Source organism: Hyphomicrobium nitrativorans NL23 (assembly GCF_000503895.1).
Classification (GTDB): Bacteria; Pseudomonadota; Alphaproteobacteria; order Rhizobiales; family Hyphomicrobiaceae; genus Hyphomicrobium_C; species Hyphomicrobium_C nitrativorans.
The window spans coordinates 853,593-872,598 of record NC_022997.1 but is presented as its reverse complement, the minus strand read 5'-3'; the positions used below and the strand labels follow the sequence as shown (position 1 = coordinate 872,598).

The window sequence follows — 19,006 nt, the reverse complement described above, 5'->3', positions numbered from 1 at the left end:
CTGAACAATGGTCCCCCTCGGTTCTGCCCATAGGGCCCCGTCCCTTGCTGGGTGCCCCGGAGCCCGAATGCTTCCAAGCGTTCGGGCTCCTCCTGCCCTGCGGGCAAGCTTGGGTGGCTCGCAATTGGTGATATAGACACCAAGCAGCCGGTCCCTTTGATCCCCGGAAGGCCGCAAGGGAGCATGGAATCATGCGGGTGCTCATTGTCGAAGACGACAAAGACACAGCGCTATACGTCGCGAAAGGTCTGGTCCAGGCCGGTCACACCATCGACGTGGTATCGGATGGCAAGGACGGATTGACGCTCGCCATCCGCGAAAACTACGACATCGTCATACTGGACCGTATGCTGCCGGGCCTCGACGGGCTCTCTCTCGCGCGCACGCTGCGCAGCGCCGGAAGCCGCGTCTCGATCCTGTTTCTGACCTCGCTCGGCGGCGTCAACGATCGCGTCCAGGGGCTCGACGTCGGCGGAGACGACTACCTCGTGAAGCCGTTTGCTTTTGCCGAGCTGCTCGCGCGTGTCAACGCGCTCGGCCGGCGGCCGCCGATGCGGGCCGAAGGCGACATCCTGCGCGCGGGAGATCTCGAACTCGACGTCGCCCGGCGCGCGGTGCGCCGCGGCAAGGATCGCATCGACTTGAAGCCCAAGGAGCTGGTCCTCCTGGAAGTTCTTCTGCGCAATAAAGGCCGCGTCGTCACCCGCACCATGCTGCTGGAACGCGTGTGGGGCTTTCACTTCGATCCCCGCACAAGCGTCGTCGAAACGCACATTTCGCGCTTGCGCGCCAAAATCGACCGTCCCTTTGCAAGGCCGCTGATTCATACGGTGCGCGGCAGCGGCTATTCCATCAATGACAATCCGTAATCTTTTCCGCCGCACCGAGGTGCGCTCTGCCGCAGCCTTCACGCTGATCATCACGGCGTGTGTGACGGCACTGTTCGTCGGCCTGATCGTCAACCTCATAGACGGCCTGGAAGATGGCGTGCGCGCGCGTGTTCTCAACGCACGCGATGCGCTTCTCGCCATCGACCGCCGCTATGGCTTCAAGGAGCTGGTGACCGTGGTCCACGACGAAATGGATTCGGTCCGCGACATCGACAGCATTTTTTCCGTTCTCGATGCGGAAGGCAAAGTCGTCGCCGGCAACGTCCGCTCTCAGGCTCCCTTCGAAGGCTGGCACGACCTCGAACGCAAAAATCTGCCCGAACTCGCCAGCAAAGGCCGCTCGCAAGGCCACTTCTACGCCATCTGGGCACCCGTTTCCGAAGGCCAACTCCTCGTCGGAATGAGCAACCGCGAGGTCGAGCACGCCTGGAGCATCCTGATGCGAAGCCTCGGATGGGGCCTCCTCGCGACCGCGGCGGTCGGCGTCGGATCTGGCATCTATCTCGCACGCGGCACGCAACGGCGCATCGACGATATCGCGGGCACGCTCTCGGCCGTGTCGGGCGGCGACCTGGACCGGCGCGTGCCGGTAAAGAACGTCCATCACGATCTCGACGAGATCGCCCAGCGCATCAACGCCATGCTGACCCAGCTCCAGCGTCTCGTCGAAAGCGCCAATCAATCCTCCACAGACATCGCCCACGACCTCAAGCGGCCGATGACCCGCCTGCGCCAGCAGCTCGAAGCGGCCGCAGAGGCCGAGACCGCGAATTCCGAAACCCGCAACGTTCTCGAAAACGCCATCGGCGAAGTCGACAGCATCGTCGCCACCTTCGAAGCACTCCTCAACATCGGCCAGCTCGAAGCCGGCGACCGGCGCACGCGCTTCGTCGATCTCGATCTCAAGGCGACGTTGAGCGACGCTGCCGAAGCCTACGCGCCCGTGATCGAGGACTCGGGCTATCGCCTCACGTGGAATATCGCGGGGACGCCGGCGGCGACAATCCGCGGCGACCACGAGTTGCTCTTGCAGCTCGTCGCCAACCTGATCGAGAACACGCTCCAGCACACCCCTGCGGGTACGACGATCACGCTCGCGCTGTCGGTCACGTCGCGCGGCGCCGTCGTTGTCGTCGCCGACGACGGCCCCGGCATCCCGGCAGCGGAGCACGAGAACGTCTTCCGCCGCTTCTACCGGCTGGAGCGGGAGCGTTCGAGCCCGGGACACGGCCTGGGCCTCAGCCTGGCACGCGCAATCGCAGACCTCCACGGCGCATCCGTCGCCCTCGGCGACAACAAACCGGGCCTCAAAGTCTCGGTCTCGTTCCCTGTCGTGACCTGACTTCGCGGAGCGAGCAAGCCTCGCACCGTTTCCGCGTAATGCATTAGGAATAGATGCAGAAAAACAACAATCGTTTCCGTCCCTCGCCGTGATGAGGGAAATTCCTGAGTTGCGCGGCGCACGCGACGAAGGCACGTTGCGTAGCATATCTGCGGAAGACGATAATCTCCGCGAAGTAGAGCCCGATTGACCCGCAGGTGCCCGCCGTCGCGGACCTGCCGAAAAGGGGAGGCTTCCCGCATGGCAACGGCCCGTTCCAGGATCATCTCTCTTCCCGCGCCCGCGCCGCACCTGGCGCTGTTCATGGCGGCTGTCGCGCTCGTTGCGTGCGCCCTCGCGCCGTCCCGCGCCGCGGCTCAGGATTTCTTCTCGTTCCTTTGGGACGGCGGCTCTCGCCAAACGGTCAAGTTCAGCAACCGCTATGAACCCCGCCAGCTCATCGTCTCCTTCGGCGACCGCAAGCTTTACTGGGTGCATCGCCGCGGCGAAGCGATCAGCTATCCGATCGCCGTCCCGCGCGAGCAGAGCCGTTGGCAGGGCGTCACCAGTGTCTCCCGCAAGGCCGTCAACCCGCCATGGGCGCCGACCCCCGCGATGCTTCGCGAAAACCCCAAGTTGCCGAAGTGGGTACCCGGCGGACATCCGCAAAACCCCATGGGCGCCCGCGCGCTCTATCTCGGCAGCTCGGCCTACCGCATCCATGGCACCGACGCGCCCTGGTCCATCGGCACAGCCGTCTCCAAGGGCTGCATCCGCATGTACAACCACGATGTGATCGACCTCTACCAGCGCGTCCCCGTCGGCACGCGGGTAACGGTGACGTGGCAACGCTTTAGCTGAAGCTGACCCGAGGGTTTCCGGGACACAACAGACCGGCTCGGAACCGCCGATTTGAGTTGTAGCGCACCTCGTCTCGCAAGCTTCGCTCAAGCCAAATCGTGGAAGCCTGTAACGAGCTTTGACGCTTCGCTCGGCCACGCCGAGACGCTGCCGAAGCTTCGAGATCGAGCCCGGGCCGGACGCGGCCACGGGCAGGCGGCGCCGACTAGAGCGACCAATGACCCAGGCCAACGCCGAGAGACGACCGAGCCGAGGCGAAGAGCCAGCCGAATCTGTGGAACTGACCGGCCCCAAGAAGGTGGCCGCGCTCCTCCTGTCCATGGACAAACAGGTCGCCTCACGCATCCTCAAGCACTTCGACGAAGACGACATCAAGCTGATCGCGCAGACCGCGACCGATCTCGGCGCCGTCACCAAGGAAACGCTCGATGCGTTGATCGAGGAGTTCGCCCAGCATCTGCGCACCGGCGGCGACCTGATCGCGACAGCGCATGAGGTCGAGCAGCTTTTGAACGGCGTCGTGCCTCCCGAGCAGATCGCCGAGATCATGCAGCAGGTACGCTCGAAGTCCCTGCAGTCGATCTGGATCAAGCTCGGCGAGGTCCCCGAGCTCTCGACCGCGCAATATCTCGCGAAGGAGCACCCGCAGGTCTCGGCCCTGGTTCTCTCGCGCACGCCGCCCCATTATGCCGCCGCAGCCCTCAAGATGCTCCCGGGCCCGCTGCGCAACGAAATCATGCGCCGGATGCTCTCGATGAAAGTCGTGCTCGAACGGCCGATCCAGCTTCTCGAAGGCGCCGTCAAGGAAGAGCTGCTCTACAAGAGCGCAAAGAATGCCGGTCCCACCATTCACGCCCGCCTTGCCGACATCATCAACAAGATGGAACGCAAGCAGATGGACGAGATCCTGAGCGATCTGGATGAGCACCGTCCGAAAGAGGCAGAGATGGTACGAAGCCTCCTGTTCACGTTCGACGATCTCACGAAGCTCTCGCCGCCCGCTCTCGTCACCCTGTTCGACGGTGTTCCGACCGACCGCACCATCATGGCACTGTATGGCGCCGAACCGCGCATGATCGAACTCATCCTCGAAGCCACGCCAGGCCGCGCGCGCCGCATGATCGAGCAGGAAGTCGCCACCGGCAAAAAGCCGTCGGCCAAGGAAATTCAGAAAGCCCGCCGCGCGATTGCCGACACCGCCATGGAGATGATCGAGAAGGGCATCATTGAGATCGGCAATCCGGAAGAGGAAGAGGATTGATGGCCGACGAGTATACCGAGATCCGCGAATCCGGCGGTCAGCCCGGAACCGACAAGCTTCTAGAGCCGCCCAAGCTCGAAGTCGAACGGCTGCACGTTCTGAAAGGCATTCTCGAACGTCTCGTGACTACGCTTTCGGAACGGTTCCGCGAATATTGCAACGTGCCCTCGTCGTTCTTCGTCAACCAGCTCGAAAGCGGCAATTCGTGGGACGTGCTCGAATCCTACGAAGACAGCATCGCCGGCATCTACTACAGCCGTCAGTGGGACAGCAAGATCGTCGTCGGCCTTGACCGCCGTTTCATTTTTTCGCTGATCGACGCCGCGTTCGGCGGAGACGGGTCCATGCCGCCGTTTGAGGCGGATCGCCCGTTCACGTCCCTCGAAGCACGCCTTGCGCGAAGCGTCTTCGGCATTGTCGTGCCTGAGCTGGAGTATCTCGTCTCCACCATCACGCCGGTAACCTTCGAACTCGAAAAGCTCGAAACCAAGCTCGACTTCCAGATCCTCGGCCAGACCGACGTTCCCGTGATCGCCGTCCAGGTTCTTTTCCAGATCCTCGATAACGGCGGACGGATGTTCATGATCATCCCGCAGTCGGCGCTCTACCCGATCCGCAAACTGCTGGAGCGCACCCGCGCGCTCGACGGCGCCAACGTCGACCCCGACTGGCAGAAAAAAATGCAGGACGGCCTTGCATCGGCAAGCATGGTCCTGACGGGGGTGCTGGAAGGGCCGGAACTCACGCTCGGAGACATCGCCGCCTTGAAGCCCGGCCAGATTCTGCGTCTCAATGCCGATCCGAAGAGCTTGATCGGTCTCGAATGTCAGGACGAGCGCATCTTCTGGTGCCGCTTGGCCCAGTCAAAGAGCCAGTTCGCTCTCGTTGTAGAGCAACCTATCGATCGCCAGAAAGAACTCGTCGCCGACCTGATCGGCACCCCTGTCCGCGCGCCTCCGAGCTAACGACCCGGCAACGGTTGCGCCAGCTCCTTCAGACTACGGCATTTTTATCCATCAGAATGCGCCCTTTTTCTCGGCGGTCGTAACGCATTGTTAGTCAACGCCGTGGAGTATCGTCCTTCATGTGACGAAACTTCAACGCGGGCAACAAGACATGGCAACGACCGACAGTGCGACCGGGGCTCAAGATACCAACAGGGCTTCACTGGAAGAGCGCGCGGCAAAGCTCGTCAACCCCGCGTCTGGCATCGCCAACGATTATCTCAACCACTTCAACGAGATCCTGCTTCTGATCGAGAACCTGCCGACTCTCCTCCCCGAGATGCTCGACGAGTTGCTCGAATGGCGCCCCGTCACCTATCGCGAATACTTCGCCAAGTCGGCTCTGCCCGGCTCGTCCGCGGCCCTTGAGATCTACGAGGGCCTGGACGAGGGCTTCCGCCGCGATTTCGAGAGCATCATCGACGGCATCAACGCCATGGCGACCGCCTCGATCGACGTCATCAGCGCCCACCGCGGCCCCGAGGGCGACATCGACCCGTCGCGTGTCTCGGACTTCTGTGAAAACGCCTCCTGTGCGATCCGGAGCGCCCTCAACCGCGCGTCCGACCTCGTCAACAATGGAAGGGCCAATCCGGTCGAGACGCCGCAAGGCATGGCCGACCGCCTGATTCCGTGCGTCGCGTAAAACAAAGACAACAACGCCGTCGCTGAGGGACCCGCTCCATGGACGAGCTACTGAGAGACTTTCTGACCGAGACCACCGAGCACATCGAGGGTGCCGAAACGCAGCTCGTTCATTTCGAGCGCAACCCGTCGGACGCCTCGCTGATTTCGAGCATCTTCCGGCTGGTTCACACCATCAAAGGCACGTCGAGCTTCTTGGGGCTCGATCGCCTTGAGCGCGTCGGCCACGCGGCCGAGTCCGTGATGGGTATGCTGCGCGACGGCGTGCCCCCCACCCAGCATTCGGTCACCATCATCCTGGCCGCCATCGACCGCATCAAGACGATCATCGAGGAGATCGGCCAGCACGGCGGGGAACCCCCGGCGACGACAGCGAGATCATCAACGCGCTCGAAGCTTATTATGCCGCCGGAACGGAAGCCGCCACCGCGGCAGCCTCGGCGGAGGCGAACGCCGAACCCGCGCCCGCGCAGGCCGCAGACAGCGCTCCGAACGCCGAGCCTGAACCCGCCCTCGTGATCGAGGCCGCAGCCGCCGTCGCGGAAGCCCCGAAGGCCGAAAAGGCGCCCGCGCAGCAGGCGCAGCCCGCTCCCGCCGCTAAGCAGGAGGAAACGAAGGGTGCGCAGGCGAAGACCGCCGCCAACCCGAATCAGGAAACCATCCGCGTCTCGGTGGACACCATCGAACGCATGATGCAGCTCGTCTCCGAGCTCGTTCTCTCGCGCAACCAGCTCCTGGAGTTGGCGCGTCACCGCGAGGACGACGCCATCAAGACGCCGCTCCAGCACCTTTCCACGCTGACGAGCGATCTCCAGGACGCGGTGATGCGCGCGCGCATGCAGCCCGTCGGCCGCCTCTACGCCAACCTGCCCCGCCTCGTGCGCGAGCTTTCGACGAGTCTCGGCAAGAACATCGACCTCGTGACCGAGGGCGCCGACACCGAGCTCGACCGTCAGCTCATCGAGGTCATCCGCGATCCGCTGACTCACCTCATCCGCAACTGCGCCGACCACGGCATCGAAAGGCCGGAAGAACGTCTCGCGAGCGGCAAGCCCGAGCGCGGCGAGATCCGCGTTTCGGCAGCCCATGAGGCCGGTCAGATCACCATCGACATTGCCGACGACGGCAAGGGTCTCGACATCGAGCGCATCAAGGCAAAGATCACCACGCAGGGCCTCGCGACGGAGCAGGATCTCCGCAGCATGAGCAACGAGGAGATCTATCGCTACATCTTCGAGCCCGGCTTCTCCACGGCCCAGGTCGTCTCCAACGTCTCCGGCCGCGGCGTCGGCATGGACGTCGTGCGCTCCAACATCGAAGCCATCGGCGGATCGGTGTCGTTGTCGTCCGCTCCCGGCAAGGGCAGCCGCTTCTCCCTCCGCATCCCGCTGACGCTCGCCATCGCGCCGGCGCTGATCATCGAGGTCGCGGGACAGCGCTTCGCGCTTCCGCAGACATCGGTCGTAGAGGCCGTCAGCCTCGGCAAGAACTACAAGGACCTGATCCAGAACGTCCAGAACGCGCTTGTTCTAAAGCTGCGCGAGGAAGTGATCCCCGCCGTCGAGTTGCGCGATGTCGTCGGCTTCTCCGCCGCGAGCGAAAGCGAAGAGACGGAAAAGCTCGCCGTCGTCATGCGCGTCGGCACGGATTCGTTCTGCGTCATCGTGGACGGCGTGGCCGACATCCAGGAAATCGTCGTCAAGCCGCTCTCCGCCTCGCTGTCTCACCTCAAGGTCTTCAGCGGCCACACCATTCTCGGAGACGGCTCCGTGGTGCTTATCCTCGATCCCGCAGGGATCGGCGCCAACCTCGGCATCGAGAAATCGACCGACAAGAAGCGCACCGACCTGCGCGACCAGGGCGCCCTCGAACGCCGCCGCCTCGTCATGTTCCGCGCCGGCCCCGGCGCTCCGAAGGTTCTGCCGCTCTCGCTCGTGTCGCGCATCGAAATGGTCGAGACGAGCCGCATCGAAAGCTCCGACGGCCGCCTTATGGTCCTGCTTCAGGGCCGCCTGATGCCGATCGTGCCGATCTCCCATCACATCGACATGTCGAAGCCCTCGTACCCCGTTCTCGTGATCGCCACCGAGAAGCGCTCGATCGGCCTCATGACGGACGAGATCGTCGACATCCTCGAAGAGAAGCTCGAAATCCAACTCGCAAGCGCCAACTCCGACATCGTCGGTTCCGCGGAAATCCGCGGCGAAGCGGTGGAACTTCTCGACGTATCGCACTTCATCCGGATGGCGGACCCGCCGACCAGCACCGGCACAAGCCCGCAGCGCATTCTCTTCGCGGCTGACGACCAGCTCGTACGCGACATGCTGTGCCCCGCACTCGCCGCAGCAGGCTACAACCTGTCGGCAGCCGCAGTCCCGGCCGACATCAACGAGCTTGTCGGGCAGTTCTCCGCCTACGATGCCGTGATCGTCGATTTCGACGCCCCGGCTTTTGCACTCCCCGGCGCCCTCGCCGCATTGAGAGATCGCAAAAACGCGAGCCTTATCCCCATCGTCGGCGTGGCGACGCATGCCACTACCCGCGCGGCGCGTAAAGCGACAGACAACGGCCTCGTCGCGCTCCTGAGCAAACACGACCGCCAGTCGCTGCTCGAAACGCTCGCGTTCGCGCTCGATACCGCCGCCGACGCCAAGGCTTCCAGCATGGAGCTTGCCGCATGAGCAGCATGAGCGCCGCCGTTCAGATGGTGTCGGACGTTCCGACCGCAGGCGAAGAGAGCTATTTCACCGTGTTTGCAGGCGGCGAGGCCTTCGGCCTTTCCGTCCTCCAGGCTCAGACGATCTTCCGCATCACGAGCGTGACCCCGATCCCGCTCGGCCCGGCCGACATCGTGGGCCTGGTGAATTTGCGCGGAAAGATCGTGACCGCCGTCAGCCTTCGCCGCCGCCTCGGGATCCCGATGGACGACGTGCAGAACGCGCTTGCCATCGGCATCGAGCATAAAGGCGAGAACTTTGCCCTCATCGTCGACGAGGTGGGCGACGTCCTCACCCTTGACGCGTCGATGAAGGTGCAGATCCCCGCCCACTTCGACCCGGCCCGCTCGCGTCTCATGACGGGGCTTTACAAGGTCGGCAACCTTCTGATCCCCGCTCTCAACATCGGGGCCCTCTTCGACTTTACGAACTGATGCGTACTTCTGTGTAGGTGAAGGTGAGTATCATGAAGACAGCTTTGGTGGTGGACGACAGCGCGTTCATTCGCAAGATCGCACGTCAGATCCTCGACGGCATGGGCTTCGAAGTGGCCGAAGCTCAGGATGGCGAAGACGCTCTCACGCAGTGTCAGGCTGAACTTCCCGATCTCATCCTGCTCGACTGGCACATGCCGGTCATGAGCGGCCTCGAATTCCTGCACAAGCTTCGCAAGATGCCGGGCGGCGGCGATCCTCAGGTTGTCTTCTGCACGACCGAGAACACGCGCGATAAGATCATCACCGCGCTCGAAGCTGGCGCCACCGAATACATCATGAAGCCGTTCGACCAGGAAATCATCCGCACCAAGCTCGAACAGATCGGCATGGTTTGAGACGTCATTCGATGCCTTGCGGTCCCCGCGAGACGACGAACCGCAGCAGGCTCAACCTTCTGGATTAGTGAAGCGTACCATGTCCCAAGCTTTCGAAGCTCTTTGCGAATTCCTGCGCCGCTCGTCCGGATTGGTGATGGAGAGCTCCAAGCAATATCTCGTCGAAAGCCGCGTCATGCCCATCGTGCGGCGTGAACGGCTCTCAGGCCTCGATGAGCTCGTGCTTATCCTGCAGCGCAAGCAGTCGCCCAAGCTCGCCAAGGACGTCATCGAAGCGATGACGATCAACGAAACGTACTTCTTCCGCGACAAGACGCCGTTCGATCAGTTCCGCAACCTCATCTTGCCCGCACTCATCGCCTCGCGCCAAAAGGATCGCCGCCTGCGCATCTGGTCGGCCGCCGCCTCCTCGGGACAGGAAGCCTACTCCCTCGCCATGATCCTCGACGAGCACGCGGCCAAGATGCCGGGCTGGAAGATCGAGATCGTCGGCACCGACCTCTCCGAGCCGGTCCTCGAAAAGGCGCGCAAGGGCATCTATTCGCAGTTCGAAGTCCAGCGCGGCCTGCCGACTCCCATGCTGCTCCGCCACTTCAATCAGATCGGCGAAAGCTGGCAGATTTCCGAAGCGATGCGCAGCAAGGTGACCTTCCGCCAGCTCAATCTTCTGTCGGACTTCACGTCTCTCGGGCGCTTCGATCTCATCTTCTGCCGCAACGTGCTCATCTACTTCGACGCCGCCCTCAAGGCCGACATCCTCAGCCGCATGACGCGCATCCTCGCGCCCGACGGCTTCCTGACGCTCGGCGCGTCCGAAAGTCTGATCGGCCTCAAGACCGATCTCGTGGCCCATCCCGAACAGCGGGGCATATTCGTTCGCCAGACGAGCGCGCCGCAAACGCAGCTTCAAGCCGCTCGGCCCGTCACGCCGCAGCCCGCGGCCAGTGCTCTGCCGCCTGGCTTTGCCGCAACCGCCATGGCCGCCGCACGTCTGCGCACGACGGGCTAAACAATCTTTTCAAGATGAGAAGAACGCGTCAGGATTAAATCCGGCGCGTTTTTTCGTTCTCGCCATCCTTGTTGGGCATGGCCAGTTCACTTCCGCGGCCGAGTTGCGCGGCGCGCGCCATGTCCGCCACCCGCTCCGACGTCAGCCGGTCCGCCTCTGAAAGCGCGAGCAACGCATCGCTCGCCGCGCGCGAGAGTGCGGCTGCGGTGGTCGTCCCGGCCATCTCGCGATCGACGCGCGATGTTTCGGCGCCGGCGCCCGCCTGATCTCCCGCCGAGTGCATCGCACGCGCCATCCGCTTTTGAATGAGATCCGTCACGCGTTGCGCGCTCTGATCGCGATCGCCGCCCGCAGACGTTGCCGCCGCCACCAGTTGCCCTAACCGATCGCTTGCCTCGCCCTGCGCGAGCTGGACGGCTGCCGGATTCCCGATCCACTGCGCTTCCGCGGTCCGTCTGCGCACGAGACCAGGAAGCACCTCGCCGCCCGCCTTGTTGTACTTCTGAAAGATCTCGCGCACCGTATCGAGATCGCCGGCCCGCACGGCCTCGCCGAGGCCGCTGCGAACCCATGTGGTGCCCGCGTTGTAGGTAAGCGACGTCAGGGCCGCTTTCGTCCCCTCGTCGACTTGCGGCGCCGCACGCTCGACGATCTGGCGAGCTTCCGAAATTTCGGCCTTGAAGCGGCGTTCCGCCTCGGCACGGTCGATCACCTCGCCGTCGAAGCGCGCCCGCGTCCCGTATCCGTTCGAGAATTGCGCGTAATCCCAGGAGGCCTTCGGCGTGAAGCCCTCGAAGTTGCGGATCGCATCCAGATAATAACTGTGCATGGCAGGGGTCTCTGGCCTCCGGCCTCCCTTGTTAAGGCCAGGCGCTTGCGCAAGGCTGATCCCACGGGGCGTTCATGGGATACGAGCCTCCTCACCCATGACCCGAGAGTATCCGGCCCAGACTTGGCACGGCAGTTGCGTAAAACGGATCATGTCTTCGTTTGGTGCAACCATGCAGCTTTCTGCTAACCTTCGCGCTCGTATCTCCGCCCTCGGCGAGCTCTCTCGCCCGCTCGGCGAAACGCGCGCCACTGTCCTTGCCCGCGACCTCGCCGGTGCCGTCGCAAATGACGTTGCGCGCGGCCGCGATCCCGAAGCCACCATCGACGATTGGATCCGCCGCATCGCGACCGAGATCGTCGCCCGCGCGCCCGCCCAGCCGAAACCCAAAGGGCCACGGCGCCTCGCAGACGTGCTGCCGGAAGTCCACTGAATCGCTGCGGAAACCTCGCAAACGCTCGCCTGCGCGCCCGGTCACGGTTGATGCACGATCACCATGTGTCCTATCCCGGCACGCAAGATCCGTACAATTTGAAGCAACTTTTCCTCCCCCCTCTAAGTGGCCCTCAAGACCACTACGGTAGAAAGGATGAGGCTGCTGCAAAGTCGCAGCGCGCCATCACAAAGAAGTTGCAGGGTCGGGCCTACAATGTTCCAGAAAGTCAACGCGACTACGCTTCGTCAGCGCCGCGATAACATTCGTGAGTGGCTGGAAGAGGAAGCACCTTATACGGATGTCGATCAGCGCCATCTCGATGCGCACACGCCTGAGCGGGCCTATTGGCACCATGGCTACCAGGCCGCGCTAACCGACATCTTGGCTATGCTCGTCCCTGAAGTCGGAAAAACCGACACCTCGGACATTCAAAATTAGTACCGGCAGGCCGGTCGGGATGCATCCGGTTTCCCGGTGGCTGGAAGTCGTGGAACAGGTCGCATTCGGCATGGAATGCGGCCTCCATGGAGGTCAGACATCTGTACTTGAACAGATTGCCTGAGCCGATGAGCTGAAGCAGCCGATCGCGAATATCGCGGTCGGCGCGCCCCACATAATCCACATAGAACCGGCCGTCCGGTCCCTTGTGTCCCAAAACGAAGGCCCCCGGCGCGACGCGCGGAATGGCATTGGTGATATCGTCGTAAGCGAGCCGGAAAGGCCCGAGAAGTCCTGTGCTTGACATCGCTCTCGCCGCTCTTGGACCAGACGGAAACGGAACCACGCTCATCACGCAACTCGCACCTAAAACGCCGACACACAAAACGCACCTAACGGCCGGTTAGACATAGACGCCATCGACGCCCTTGTGAGCGGCGGCCGTGTTGTCATCGTTACCGCCGGAACCGGATCTTTGATGATCGCCGCCCGAAGGCCGGCCCGAACGTCCATCACCTGATGAATCTTGCGAACCCTGGTTTTGGTTCCCAGAGTCTTGGAATCCAGCCGAACCGCTGTCGCCAGGCGCCGCGTAGCCACCCGGCCGCACGCCGTCGCCCTGGACCGCGGTAATCGTCTCCACCGTATAGCCTGCCGCCGAAAGCGCGCTCGTGAGCTTGGCCTGCTCCCGCTCGATGAGCGCCCTCGTCTCGGCGTGTTGCGCCTCCACATGGATGGAGATCACGTTGTCCTTGAGCTGCATCCGCACGGTCACCGCACCGAGGTTCGCAGGCTTGAGTTCCAGATTGAGCACCTTGACCACGCCCTCGGATGACGGCTCGCCGAGCCCGCCCGCGGTCAGCTCCGAGCGGATGCGGGCCGCGATCTGATCGGCGGCGGGATCGTGAGCGGCAGCCGCACCCGGCGTACCGCGCGCCGTGTTTATCGCTTGCAGTCCAACACCCTGCATAGCGGAAGCAAAGTTGGCGCCTGTCGCCTGCCCGCCCGTGCCCGAGTTCCGCCCGTCCTGCTGGCGTCCCTCTTGTCCGTGCTCGCCAAGCCCGGCACCGCCCTGTCCCCGCCCATCGGCGGCAAAGAGCGCACCGCGCCGTCCCGTTCCGAGTTCCGTTCCAAGGCGGGACGTATCATCGCCTTGGGCTTGGGCTTGGGCGCGCGTGCGCTCCAGAACCTCGCCCGCCGCATCGGCCTGAGAGGACAACACCGCCGCATTGCTCGCCGCGGCATTGGCGTCACTCCGCACCGTCGCTGCAAGATCCTGCTCCTGCGCAAGCGCGGTCGTGAGTTCGGGAGACATGCGGGCAAGAGCAAGATGGCGCTCCTGTCCAAGCACGGTCACCACCGTTGCGCCGCCGGTTGCATTCGCCCCCTGCGCGCCATCCGATCTCATGATCGCAAGCAGACGCGCCGCGTCGAACACCTCTCCGTCATTCTCCGCCGTGCCTGGAAGCCAGGGGCCGCCCTCCGCGTCCGCGCTTGTTTGTGCTGCCGCTTCGCCCTGTCCCAGCAGCGCCTGCAGCCGCGCCACGAGAGATGCCGGTTGATTTGCGGCCATGCCGCTCTGGCTCGCAGGTGCGCCGCGCCGCGCCTCGGCCGCCTGCACCGGAGGTGTGCCCATCGGTGCCGCATTCTGCTCGGCCGTGCCGATTTCAGTGCCGGTCCCGGACGCCTGCTGCGGATCGGAGTTCGACGGGGTCTCGTCCTGCCCCTGTTTCCGGGGCCGGGACGCCGCGGCATCCGGCGAGGCCTTCGCCGCGTGGTCGAGCGTATCGCGGAACGACGCCCCTCCACGCTCGCCGCCCGCCCCCGAAGCCGACGGCCGAGAGGACGACGGCGAAGACAATCCTGGTGCCAAAGCCTGTGCAGCGGTCACTAGAGCGACCCTCCCAAAAGCGTATCGATATCCGACAGCAAAGTCTGAGCGTTGCTAACCGATGACGGAACCTCCGCGTCCGGTTCCTCCCCGGCTTCCGGCCATGCACCGACCGACCTAGAAACGGCGAGGGCCGCGGCATGAACCTCCCGATCGGCCGCATCGAGTGCCGTCAGATCGACCTCGCGAAGCAAAGCCACCCCCGTCTCGAACTCATCCGTAGCCACGCGTGCCGCACCTTCGTACAGAAGAGCGCGCGCCATCTGCCGGCTTCCCGCATGCGAAAGCTCACGCGCCTTTCCGGCCGCGAATTTCGCGATGTCGAGATTGCCGCCCTTCGTCGCCTCTTGCGCGATCGCGAGATAAAGACCGACACGCTCGCCGGCCGGCACCTTCATCAGCTCGGTCTGCGTGCGCGAAATCCATTCCGACGCCCGCTTGAAGTCCTGTCGTGCCACACCGGCAAAGAACTGGCGGCGAAAACTTTGCGCGAACAGCGAATTCGGAAAGCGTCGCGAATACTGGTCCGTCAAAACATCGAAGCGCTCGATTTCCCCTTCGCGCGCGACCAGCAGGATCTCTTGCCTCAGCGCGGATTCCTCGATCAGCGTTCCGGGCGCCAGAAGACGCGCCTCATCCAATCTCTGAATGGCGTCCTTGGAGTTCGTTCGCGCCAGCAACGTTCCTTGAATGAGCGCAACCATCCCACCGAGAACAGGATCGAGATCGCGCGCCTTGATCGGATGCAACAGCCCAAGCGCATCCCTCTGGCGTCCCTCCCCGTACGCGAGCGCGCCGCGCAAAAGCCGACGCTCCACGTAGGGCGTTTTGGTTCGGCCGATGACGATCTTCAAAACCGCAGGATCGCCGCCGGACAGCGCGAAAAACACGGCCGCACGCACATTGCGCACGTCGTCCCAGACTTGGACGGGTAGGCCCCGCAATTGACTGCCGAGATCTCGCAGAATCTGCCGCTGCTGCTCGTGCGCCGTCGTGCTGCCGACCGCCACTTCATCCTGAACCGAGCGCAGCGCGCGAATGAGAACATAGGGCTGCTGATCCGCTTCCACCGCGGGCAGCTCGGGCCACAGCGGAACGACGGCAGCCGCAGCTTCCGCACCCTCTGCATCGGGCTCGCCGTCTTGCGGCGCATCGGCGGCGAGAGCAAGAGAACAGCCGAGCGTCAAAACAGAAGCCGCGAGAACGATCGCACGGAACATCATGACGCATCGTCCCTGATCAGGATCTCGATGCGGCGGTTTTCTGCCGCGTTCGGATCGGATTCGATCTTGAGGTCGCGATCCGCGCGCCCCTCGATGCTCTCGAAGCGGCCTTCGTCGACACCCCCGCGCGCCAGCATGTAATACGCGACCTTTGCGCGCGACATCGACAGTCGCCAGTTGTTGTTTCGCTCGCTGCGGAACGGCCGGGCGTCGGTATGGCCGCGCACCACGATGCGCCCTTCGCGCTCGGCCAGAACCTTCGCGATTTTTTCCATCACGACGACCATCTCAGGTTTCGGCTCTGCGGAAGCGCTCGCAAACATGCCGAAACGGAAATCGTCCGTCAGGCTGATCAGAAGCCCGTCGGACACCCTCTCGACATCGATGCTCGGTCTCTTCTCCGGAGAGATGCCGGCAAGCTCTTGCCCAAGCTCCGCTTTGAGCGTGCTCACTTCTCGGCGGGCCTCCTGGGACGCGGCCTCTTCCGCCGCCGAAGCCGGCGCTTTCGCCATCTCATCGGGCGCATCTGTCGGATCCGGCTGAAGGCCGGGGTCGTCCAAAGTCAGCGGCGCGCGCTCACCCGTCTCGGGAATGACCTGCCGGTCGGCAAACGGCTCGAACGGATTGCTGAACCCTTCGCCGCCACGCGCTGTCGTTTCGGATTGCCCTCGCGTTCCCTGCTCCGTGTCACCCTGAGACGCCTCTTGCGCAAGCCGCGCGAGCACGCCGTACGGATCGTTGAACAGCTCTTCTTCCGCCTTCTGCGGATCGCCTTCTTCGAGCACGCCATCGCCGCCGCGCTTATGGCCGCCCTGTTGCGTATCCTTACCCTCGACCTCACTGACCGTCGCGCCCTGATCGGTGGGCCCCTCAGCCAACGGAGCCGACTGTGCGGCGTCCCGCTCTTCCTGGACGCCTTTGCGTGTCGGAATTTTCGAGTTGAGCTTCATCGGATTGAAATAGGTGGCGATCTGCTGGATCTTCTCCTTATCGGAGACGTTCAGCAGCCACATCACGAGGAAGAACGCCATCATCGCCGTCATGAGGTCGGCGAAGGCAATTTTCCACGCGCCGCCGTGATGACCCTCGTCACCGTCGCCGCCACGCCGCCGGACAATGACGACTTCGTGTGGAACTTGCCCGTCGCTCATTCCGCGCCTCCCGTCGGGTAAGGCGGATTTTCCAACTCTGCGACAGAACCTTCCGCGCCCGAAAGAGTGGAGGTTGCGGGTTCCGCCCCGGCCTCGATAAACTTGCCCCAGGCACCGATGCGTGTTTCGAGAACCGTTTCGTCCGCATGGACAACGAGATCGACACGCTCGGACACAACGAAGCTCAAAGCGGCATCCACCTCGCCGACGCGAGCCTGCAATGCGGAAAGAAGATCGGACGGACCGGAAATCGCAATGCGCGTATATGCGCCCTTCGCCAGCATTTCCGTGAGCGTTTGCGAGAGAGCCGAAACAGCAGCGCGACGAACCTCATCGGCAAAAATCGGCTTCAGAATTCGTCCGACCTGCTCCGCAACCCGTTGCTCGACATCCATCAAGCCAGCGTGAAAGAGGTTGCCGAGCCGCCCGCCCTCGTCTACGGCCCACTTCTGCCGTTCCGACGCAAGCCTCTCCTCGAACGCCGCATCCTTGGCGGCAAGCAACGCGGCATATTCCGCGTCCGCAGCAGCACGTCCGTCGAGAATGCCGCGCGTGCGCGCTTCTTCTATGCGCGCTTCCGCTTCGACAGCCGCGTTGCGTCCCGGCCGCCCCGTGTCGTCCTTCGTCCGGACGGCGTCTCCGGAAATCTCCGTGAGGTAATGACGGACCGGAAAAGTAGCCGTCATGCCGCACGCTCGCGCATCCACTGCTTGAGGATGTTGGCGGCCTGCTCTTCGTCGAGCTGCACCATCTGCTCAAGCCGGCGCTGCGAAAGACGCATCACATCGCTCGTGATGTCTTCGATAAGGTTCGGCTCGCGTTGCGCCTTGATGCCGAGCAGCTCGGCCGTTGCAGCCGACTGTGAAAGCGCCGGATCGCCGTCGTCGTTGGCGGTCAGCAGCGAGCCGTCATCGGCTTCCCCATCCGCAGCCAACGCGCCGCCCGCAACCTGGTCCTCGCGCTGATCGAGCAGCGCCCGCGTGACCGGCCGGACGCCGAACATCACGACGATGAACACCAAACCGAGCACGGTGAGCGCCTTGATAAGCCCCGTCGCGAGGCCGATCAGAGGCCCGACCAGGCTTGCCGAGCCGGACATATCGGACAAGCGCGAATCCTCGGCAAACTCGACAGCGACCACGCTGATCTGATCGCCGCGCTCGGTATCCACGCCCGCCGCCGTCGCGACAAGACGCTCCACCTCTTTCACCTGCGCCTGCACCGTCTCCGGATCGGCGGAAACGCCGAGCGTCTCCAAAAGCCGCTTCCGGTTCACGACGACGGCGATCGTCAGCGCATCGATGCGATAGCCCTCGCTGATCGTCGATGTCGTCTTCGTGTTCAGCTCGAAGTTGCTGAGATCCTCGCGCCGGTCGTTCTTGCGCAGCGATTGATCGCCGCCTGCGCCGTTCGCACCCTGATCCGGCACGTTCTGCTCGACGCCGACCGGATTGCGCGACGTCGAATCCTGCTGACTGCCGCTTTCCTTCACCACGCGAAGCGAGCGCTCGACACGCGAATCCGGATCGAACGTCGTCTCGTTGGTCTGGCGCTTGTCCATGTTCAGGCGCGCGGCCACACTGACCTCGAAGTTATCGAACCCGAGATAAGGCGTGAGCGTCTTGCGAACGTTGTCGCCGAGATCCTTCGAGATCGTCTTTTCGAGCTCGATCATGCGGCTCGATGCCGTCGATGCGCCGTCCCCTGCGGAGGCCAGCACCGTCCCGTCGGTGTGCAGAACGCTGATATCGTCGATGGTGAGCCCCGGCACCGCAGCCGCCACGAGATGGCGAATGGCACGCGCGGTCGAGGCGTCCGCCGCCACTTCCGTCCGAATGACGACGGAGGCAGAAGCCGGTTGCCGCCCACGGCGGAAAGAGCCCGTCTCCGGCAGCACGATGTGCACGCGCGCGGCCTTCACGCCCTTCATGGCCTGGATGGTGCGCGAAAGCTCCCCTTCGATGGCCCGGACGCGCGTCACCTCTTGCATGAAGGACGTCAGACCGATGGGACCAAGCTTGTCGAACAGCTCGTAACCGGCATTCGAGCTTGCGGGCAGGCCCTTTTCAGCGAGAAGCATTCTAGCCTGCGCGGTCTCGCCACGCCGCACCATCACCCGCGTACCCTCGGAATTGACGTCGAAGGCAATGCCCGACTCGCGCAACGCAGCGCCGATACGGCTCACGTCCTGCGAATTGAGACCGGAGTAAAGCGTCTCCATATCGGATCGGCTGAGGTAGTAGCTGCCAAGCCCCACCGCAGCGAACACGGCAAGACCGACGACGCCGAGCGCTGCCAGGCGCCTCGGGCCCAGGGCAAGCAGATTGCCCCAAAGTCTCTCCAGTTGTTCAACCCCGAGCATTGCTCAGCCAACCCCCAACCAACCCATTGTGCGCTCTAGCGGAATGGTGCACCGGGATTCTGAGGGATCAAGCTTGCGCGGGGTTTGCCGCGCCAAACGTTTGCGCCGAAAAGAAGCGGAGCGAGGCACGGGCATC

The 19,006-nt window shown here is 63.7% G+C and carries 19 protein-coding genes; 13 read left to right on the top strand and 6 right to left on the bottom strand.

Features of this window, described 5'->3' with window-relative positions:
• The first annotated feature begins 191 nt into the window (after window positions 1–191).
• From W911_RS04100 to W911_RS04050, 11 genes are all read left to right on the top strand, one after another.
• Window positions 192–869 (top strand): winged helix-turn-helix domain-containing protein, encoded by a 678-nt coding sequence (locus W911_RS04100; protein ID WP_023786246.1) that lies wholly within the window; start codon window positions 192–194, stop codon window positions 867–869.
• Window positions 856–2,232, top strand: a complete 1,377-nt coding sequence (locus W911_RS04095) for a sensor histidine kinase (protein ID WP_023786245.1) — start codon at window positions 856–858, stop codon at window positions 2,230–2,232. Before W911_RS04100 ends, W911_RS04095 begins: the two co-directional genes overlap by 14 nt.
• Window positions 2,233–2,472: 240 nt before the next feature.
• The gene (locus W911_RS04090) at window positions 2,473–3,072 is read left to right on the top strand and encodes a L,D-transpeptidase (RefSeq protein WP_041316252.1); all 600 of its coding nucleotides are present in this window, start codon (window positions 2,473–2,475) and stop codon (window positions 3,070–3,072) included.
• 217 nt (window positions 3,073–3,289) lie between these two features.
• Entirely contained in the window at window positions 3,290–4,333 is a 1,044-nt protein-coding gene (locus W911_RS04085) for a flagellar motor switch protein FliG (protein ID WP_081717624.1), read from the top strand.
• A complete protein-coding gene (locus W911_RS04080; protein ID WP_023786243.1) occupies window positions 4,333–5,298 on the top strand; it encodes a flagellar motor switch protein FliM in 966 nt (321 codons plus the stop codon). The genes W911_RS04085 and W911_RS04080 overlap by 1 nt, the downstream gene beginning before the upstream one ends.
• A gap of 151 nt (window positions 5,299–5,449) precedes the next feature.
• On the top strand, window positions 5,450–5,983 hold the full coding sequence (locus tag W911_RS04075) for a hypothetical protein (RefSeq protein WP_023786242.1): 534 nt from the start codon (window positions 5,450–5,452) through the stop codon (window positions 5,981–5,983).
• 38 nt (window positions 5,984–6,021) lie between these two features.
• Window positions 6,022–6,501, top strand: a complete 480-nt coding sequence (locus W911_RS04070; RefSeq protein ID WP_041316246.1) for an Hpt domain-containing protein — start codon at window positions 6,022–6,024, stop codon at window positions 6,499–6,501.
• On the top strand, window positions 6,498–8,663 hold the full coding sequence (locus tag W911_RS04065) for a hybrid sensor histidine kinase/response regulator (protein ID WP_051388508.1): 2,166 nt from the start codon (window positions 6,498–6,500) through the stop codon (window positions 8,661–8,663). The genes W911_RS04070 and W911_RS04065 overlap by 4 nt, the downstream gene beginning before the upstream one ends.
• A complete protein-coding gene (locus W911_RS04060; protein ID WP_023786241.1) occupies window positions 8,660–9,133 on the top strand; it encodes a chemotaxis protein CheW in 474 nt (157 codons plus the stop codon). Before W911_RS04065 ends, W911_RS04060 begins: the two co-directional genes overlap by 4 nt.
• Before the next feature lie 32 nt (window positions 9,134–9,165).
• Window positions 9,166–9,531, top strand: a complete 366-nt coding sequence (locus W911_RS04055) for a response regulator (protein WP_023786240.1) — start codon at window positions 9,166–9,168, stop codon at window positions 9,529–9,531.
• 79 nt (window positions 9,532–9,610) lie between these two features.
• A complete protein-coding gene (locus tag W911_RS04050) occupies window positions 9,611–10,540 on the top strand; it encodes a CheR family methyltransferase (protein WP_023786239.1) in 930 nt (309 codons plus the stop codon).
• A gap of 34 nt (window positions 10,541–10,574) precedes the next feature.
• Here W911_RS04050 and W911_RS17170 read toward each other — a convergent pair whose 3' ends face one another.
• Window positions 10,575–11,369: a lysozyme gene (locus W911_RS17170; protein WP_023786238.1), complete on the bottom strand. Its 795-nt coding sequence runs from the start codon at window positions 11,367–11,369 to the stop codon at window positions 10,575–10,577.
• 172 nt (window positions 11,370–11,541) lie between these two features.
• Here W911_RS17170 and W911_RS04040 point away from each other — a divergent pair, with 172 nt between their 5' ends.
• Together W911_RS04040 and W911_RS04035 are read left to right on the top strand one after the other, a co-directional pair.
• Window positions 11,542–11,802: a hypothetical protein gene (locus W911_RS04040; protein ID WP_023786237.1), complete on the top strand. Its 261-nt coding sequence runs from the start codon at window positions 11,542–11,544 to the stop codon at window positions 11,800–11,802.
• 216 nt (window positions 11,803–12,018) lie between these two features.
• Window positions 12,019–12,243 (top strand): hypothetical protein, encoded by a 225-nt coding sequence (locus W911_RS04035; RefSeq protein WP_023786236.1) that lies wholly within the window; start codon window positions 12,019–12,021, stop codon window positions 12,241–12,243.
• Between the two features lie 403 nt (window positions 12,244–12,646).
• On the opposite strand, the gene W911_RS04030 is transcribed toward W911_RS04035, so the two are convergent.
• The 5 genes from W911_RS04030 to fliF are packed head-to-tail and all read right to left on the bottom strand — an operon-like array spanning window position 12,647 to window position 18,870.
• Window positions 12,647–14,134, bottom strand: coding sequence for a flagellar hook-length control protein FliK (locus W911_RS04030; protein WP_023786235.1), 1,488 nt, complete (start codon window positions 14,132–14,134; stop codon window positions 12,647–12,649).
• A complete protein-coding gene (locus W911_RS04025; protein ID WP_023786234.1) occupies window positions 14,134–15,357 on the bottom strand; it encodes a chemotaxis protein MotC in 1,224 nt (407 codons plus the stop codon). Before W911_RS04025 ends, W911_RS04030 begins: the two co-directional genes overlap by 1 nt.
• Complete coding sequence (locus W911_RS04020) at window positions 15,354–16,508, bottom strand: flagellar motor protein MotB (RefSeq protein WP_023786233.1); 1,155 nt, start codon at window positions 16,506–16,508, stop codon at window positions 15,354–15,356. Before W911_RS04020 ends, W911_RS04025 begins: the two co-directional genes overlap by 4 nt.
• Window positions 16,505–17,194, bottom strand: coding sequence for a hypothetical protein (locus W911_RS04015; protein ID WP_023786232.1), 690 nt, complete (start codon window positions 17,192–17,194; stop codon window positions 16,505–16,507). The genes W911_RS04020 and W911_RS04015 overlap by 4 nt, the downstream gene beginning before the upstream one ends.
• A complete protein-coding gene (gene fliF, locus W911_RS04010) occupies window positions 17,191–18,870 on the bottom strand; it encodes a flagellar basal-body MS-ring/collar protein FliF (protein ID WP_023786231.1) in 1,680 nt (559 codons plus the stop codon). The genes W911_RS04015 and fliF overlap by 4 nt, the downstream gene beginning before the upstream one ends.
• Between the last annotated feature and the right edge of the window lie 136 nt (window positions 18,871–19,006).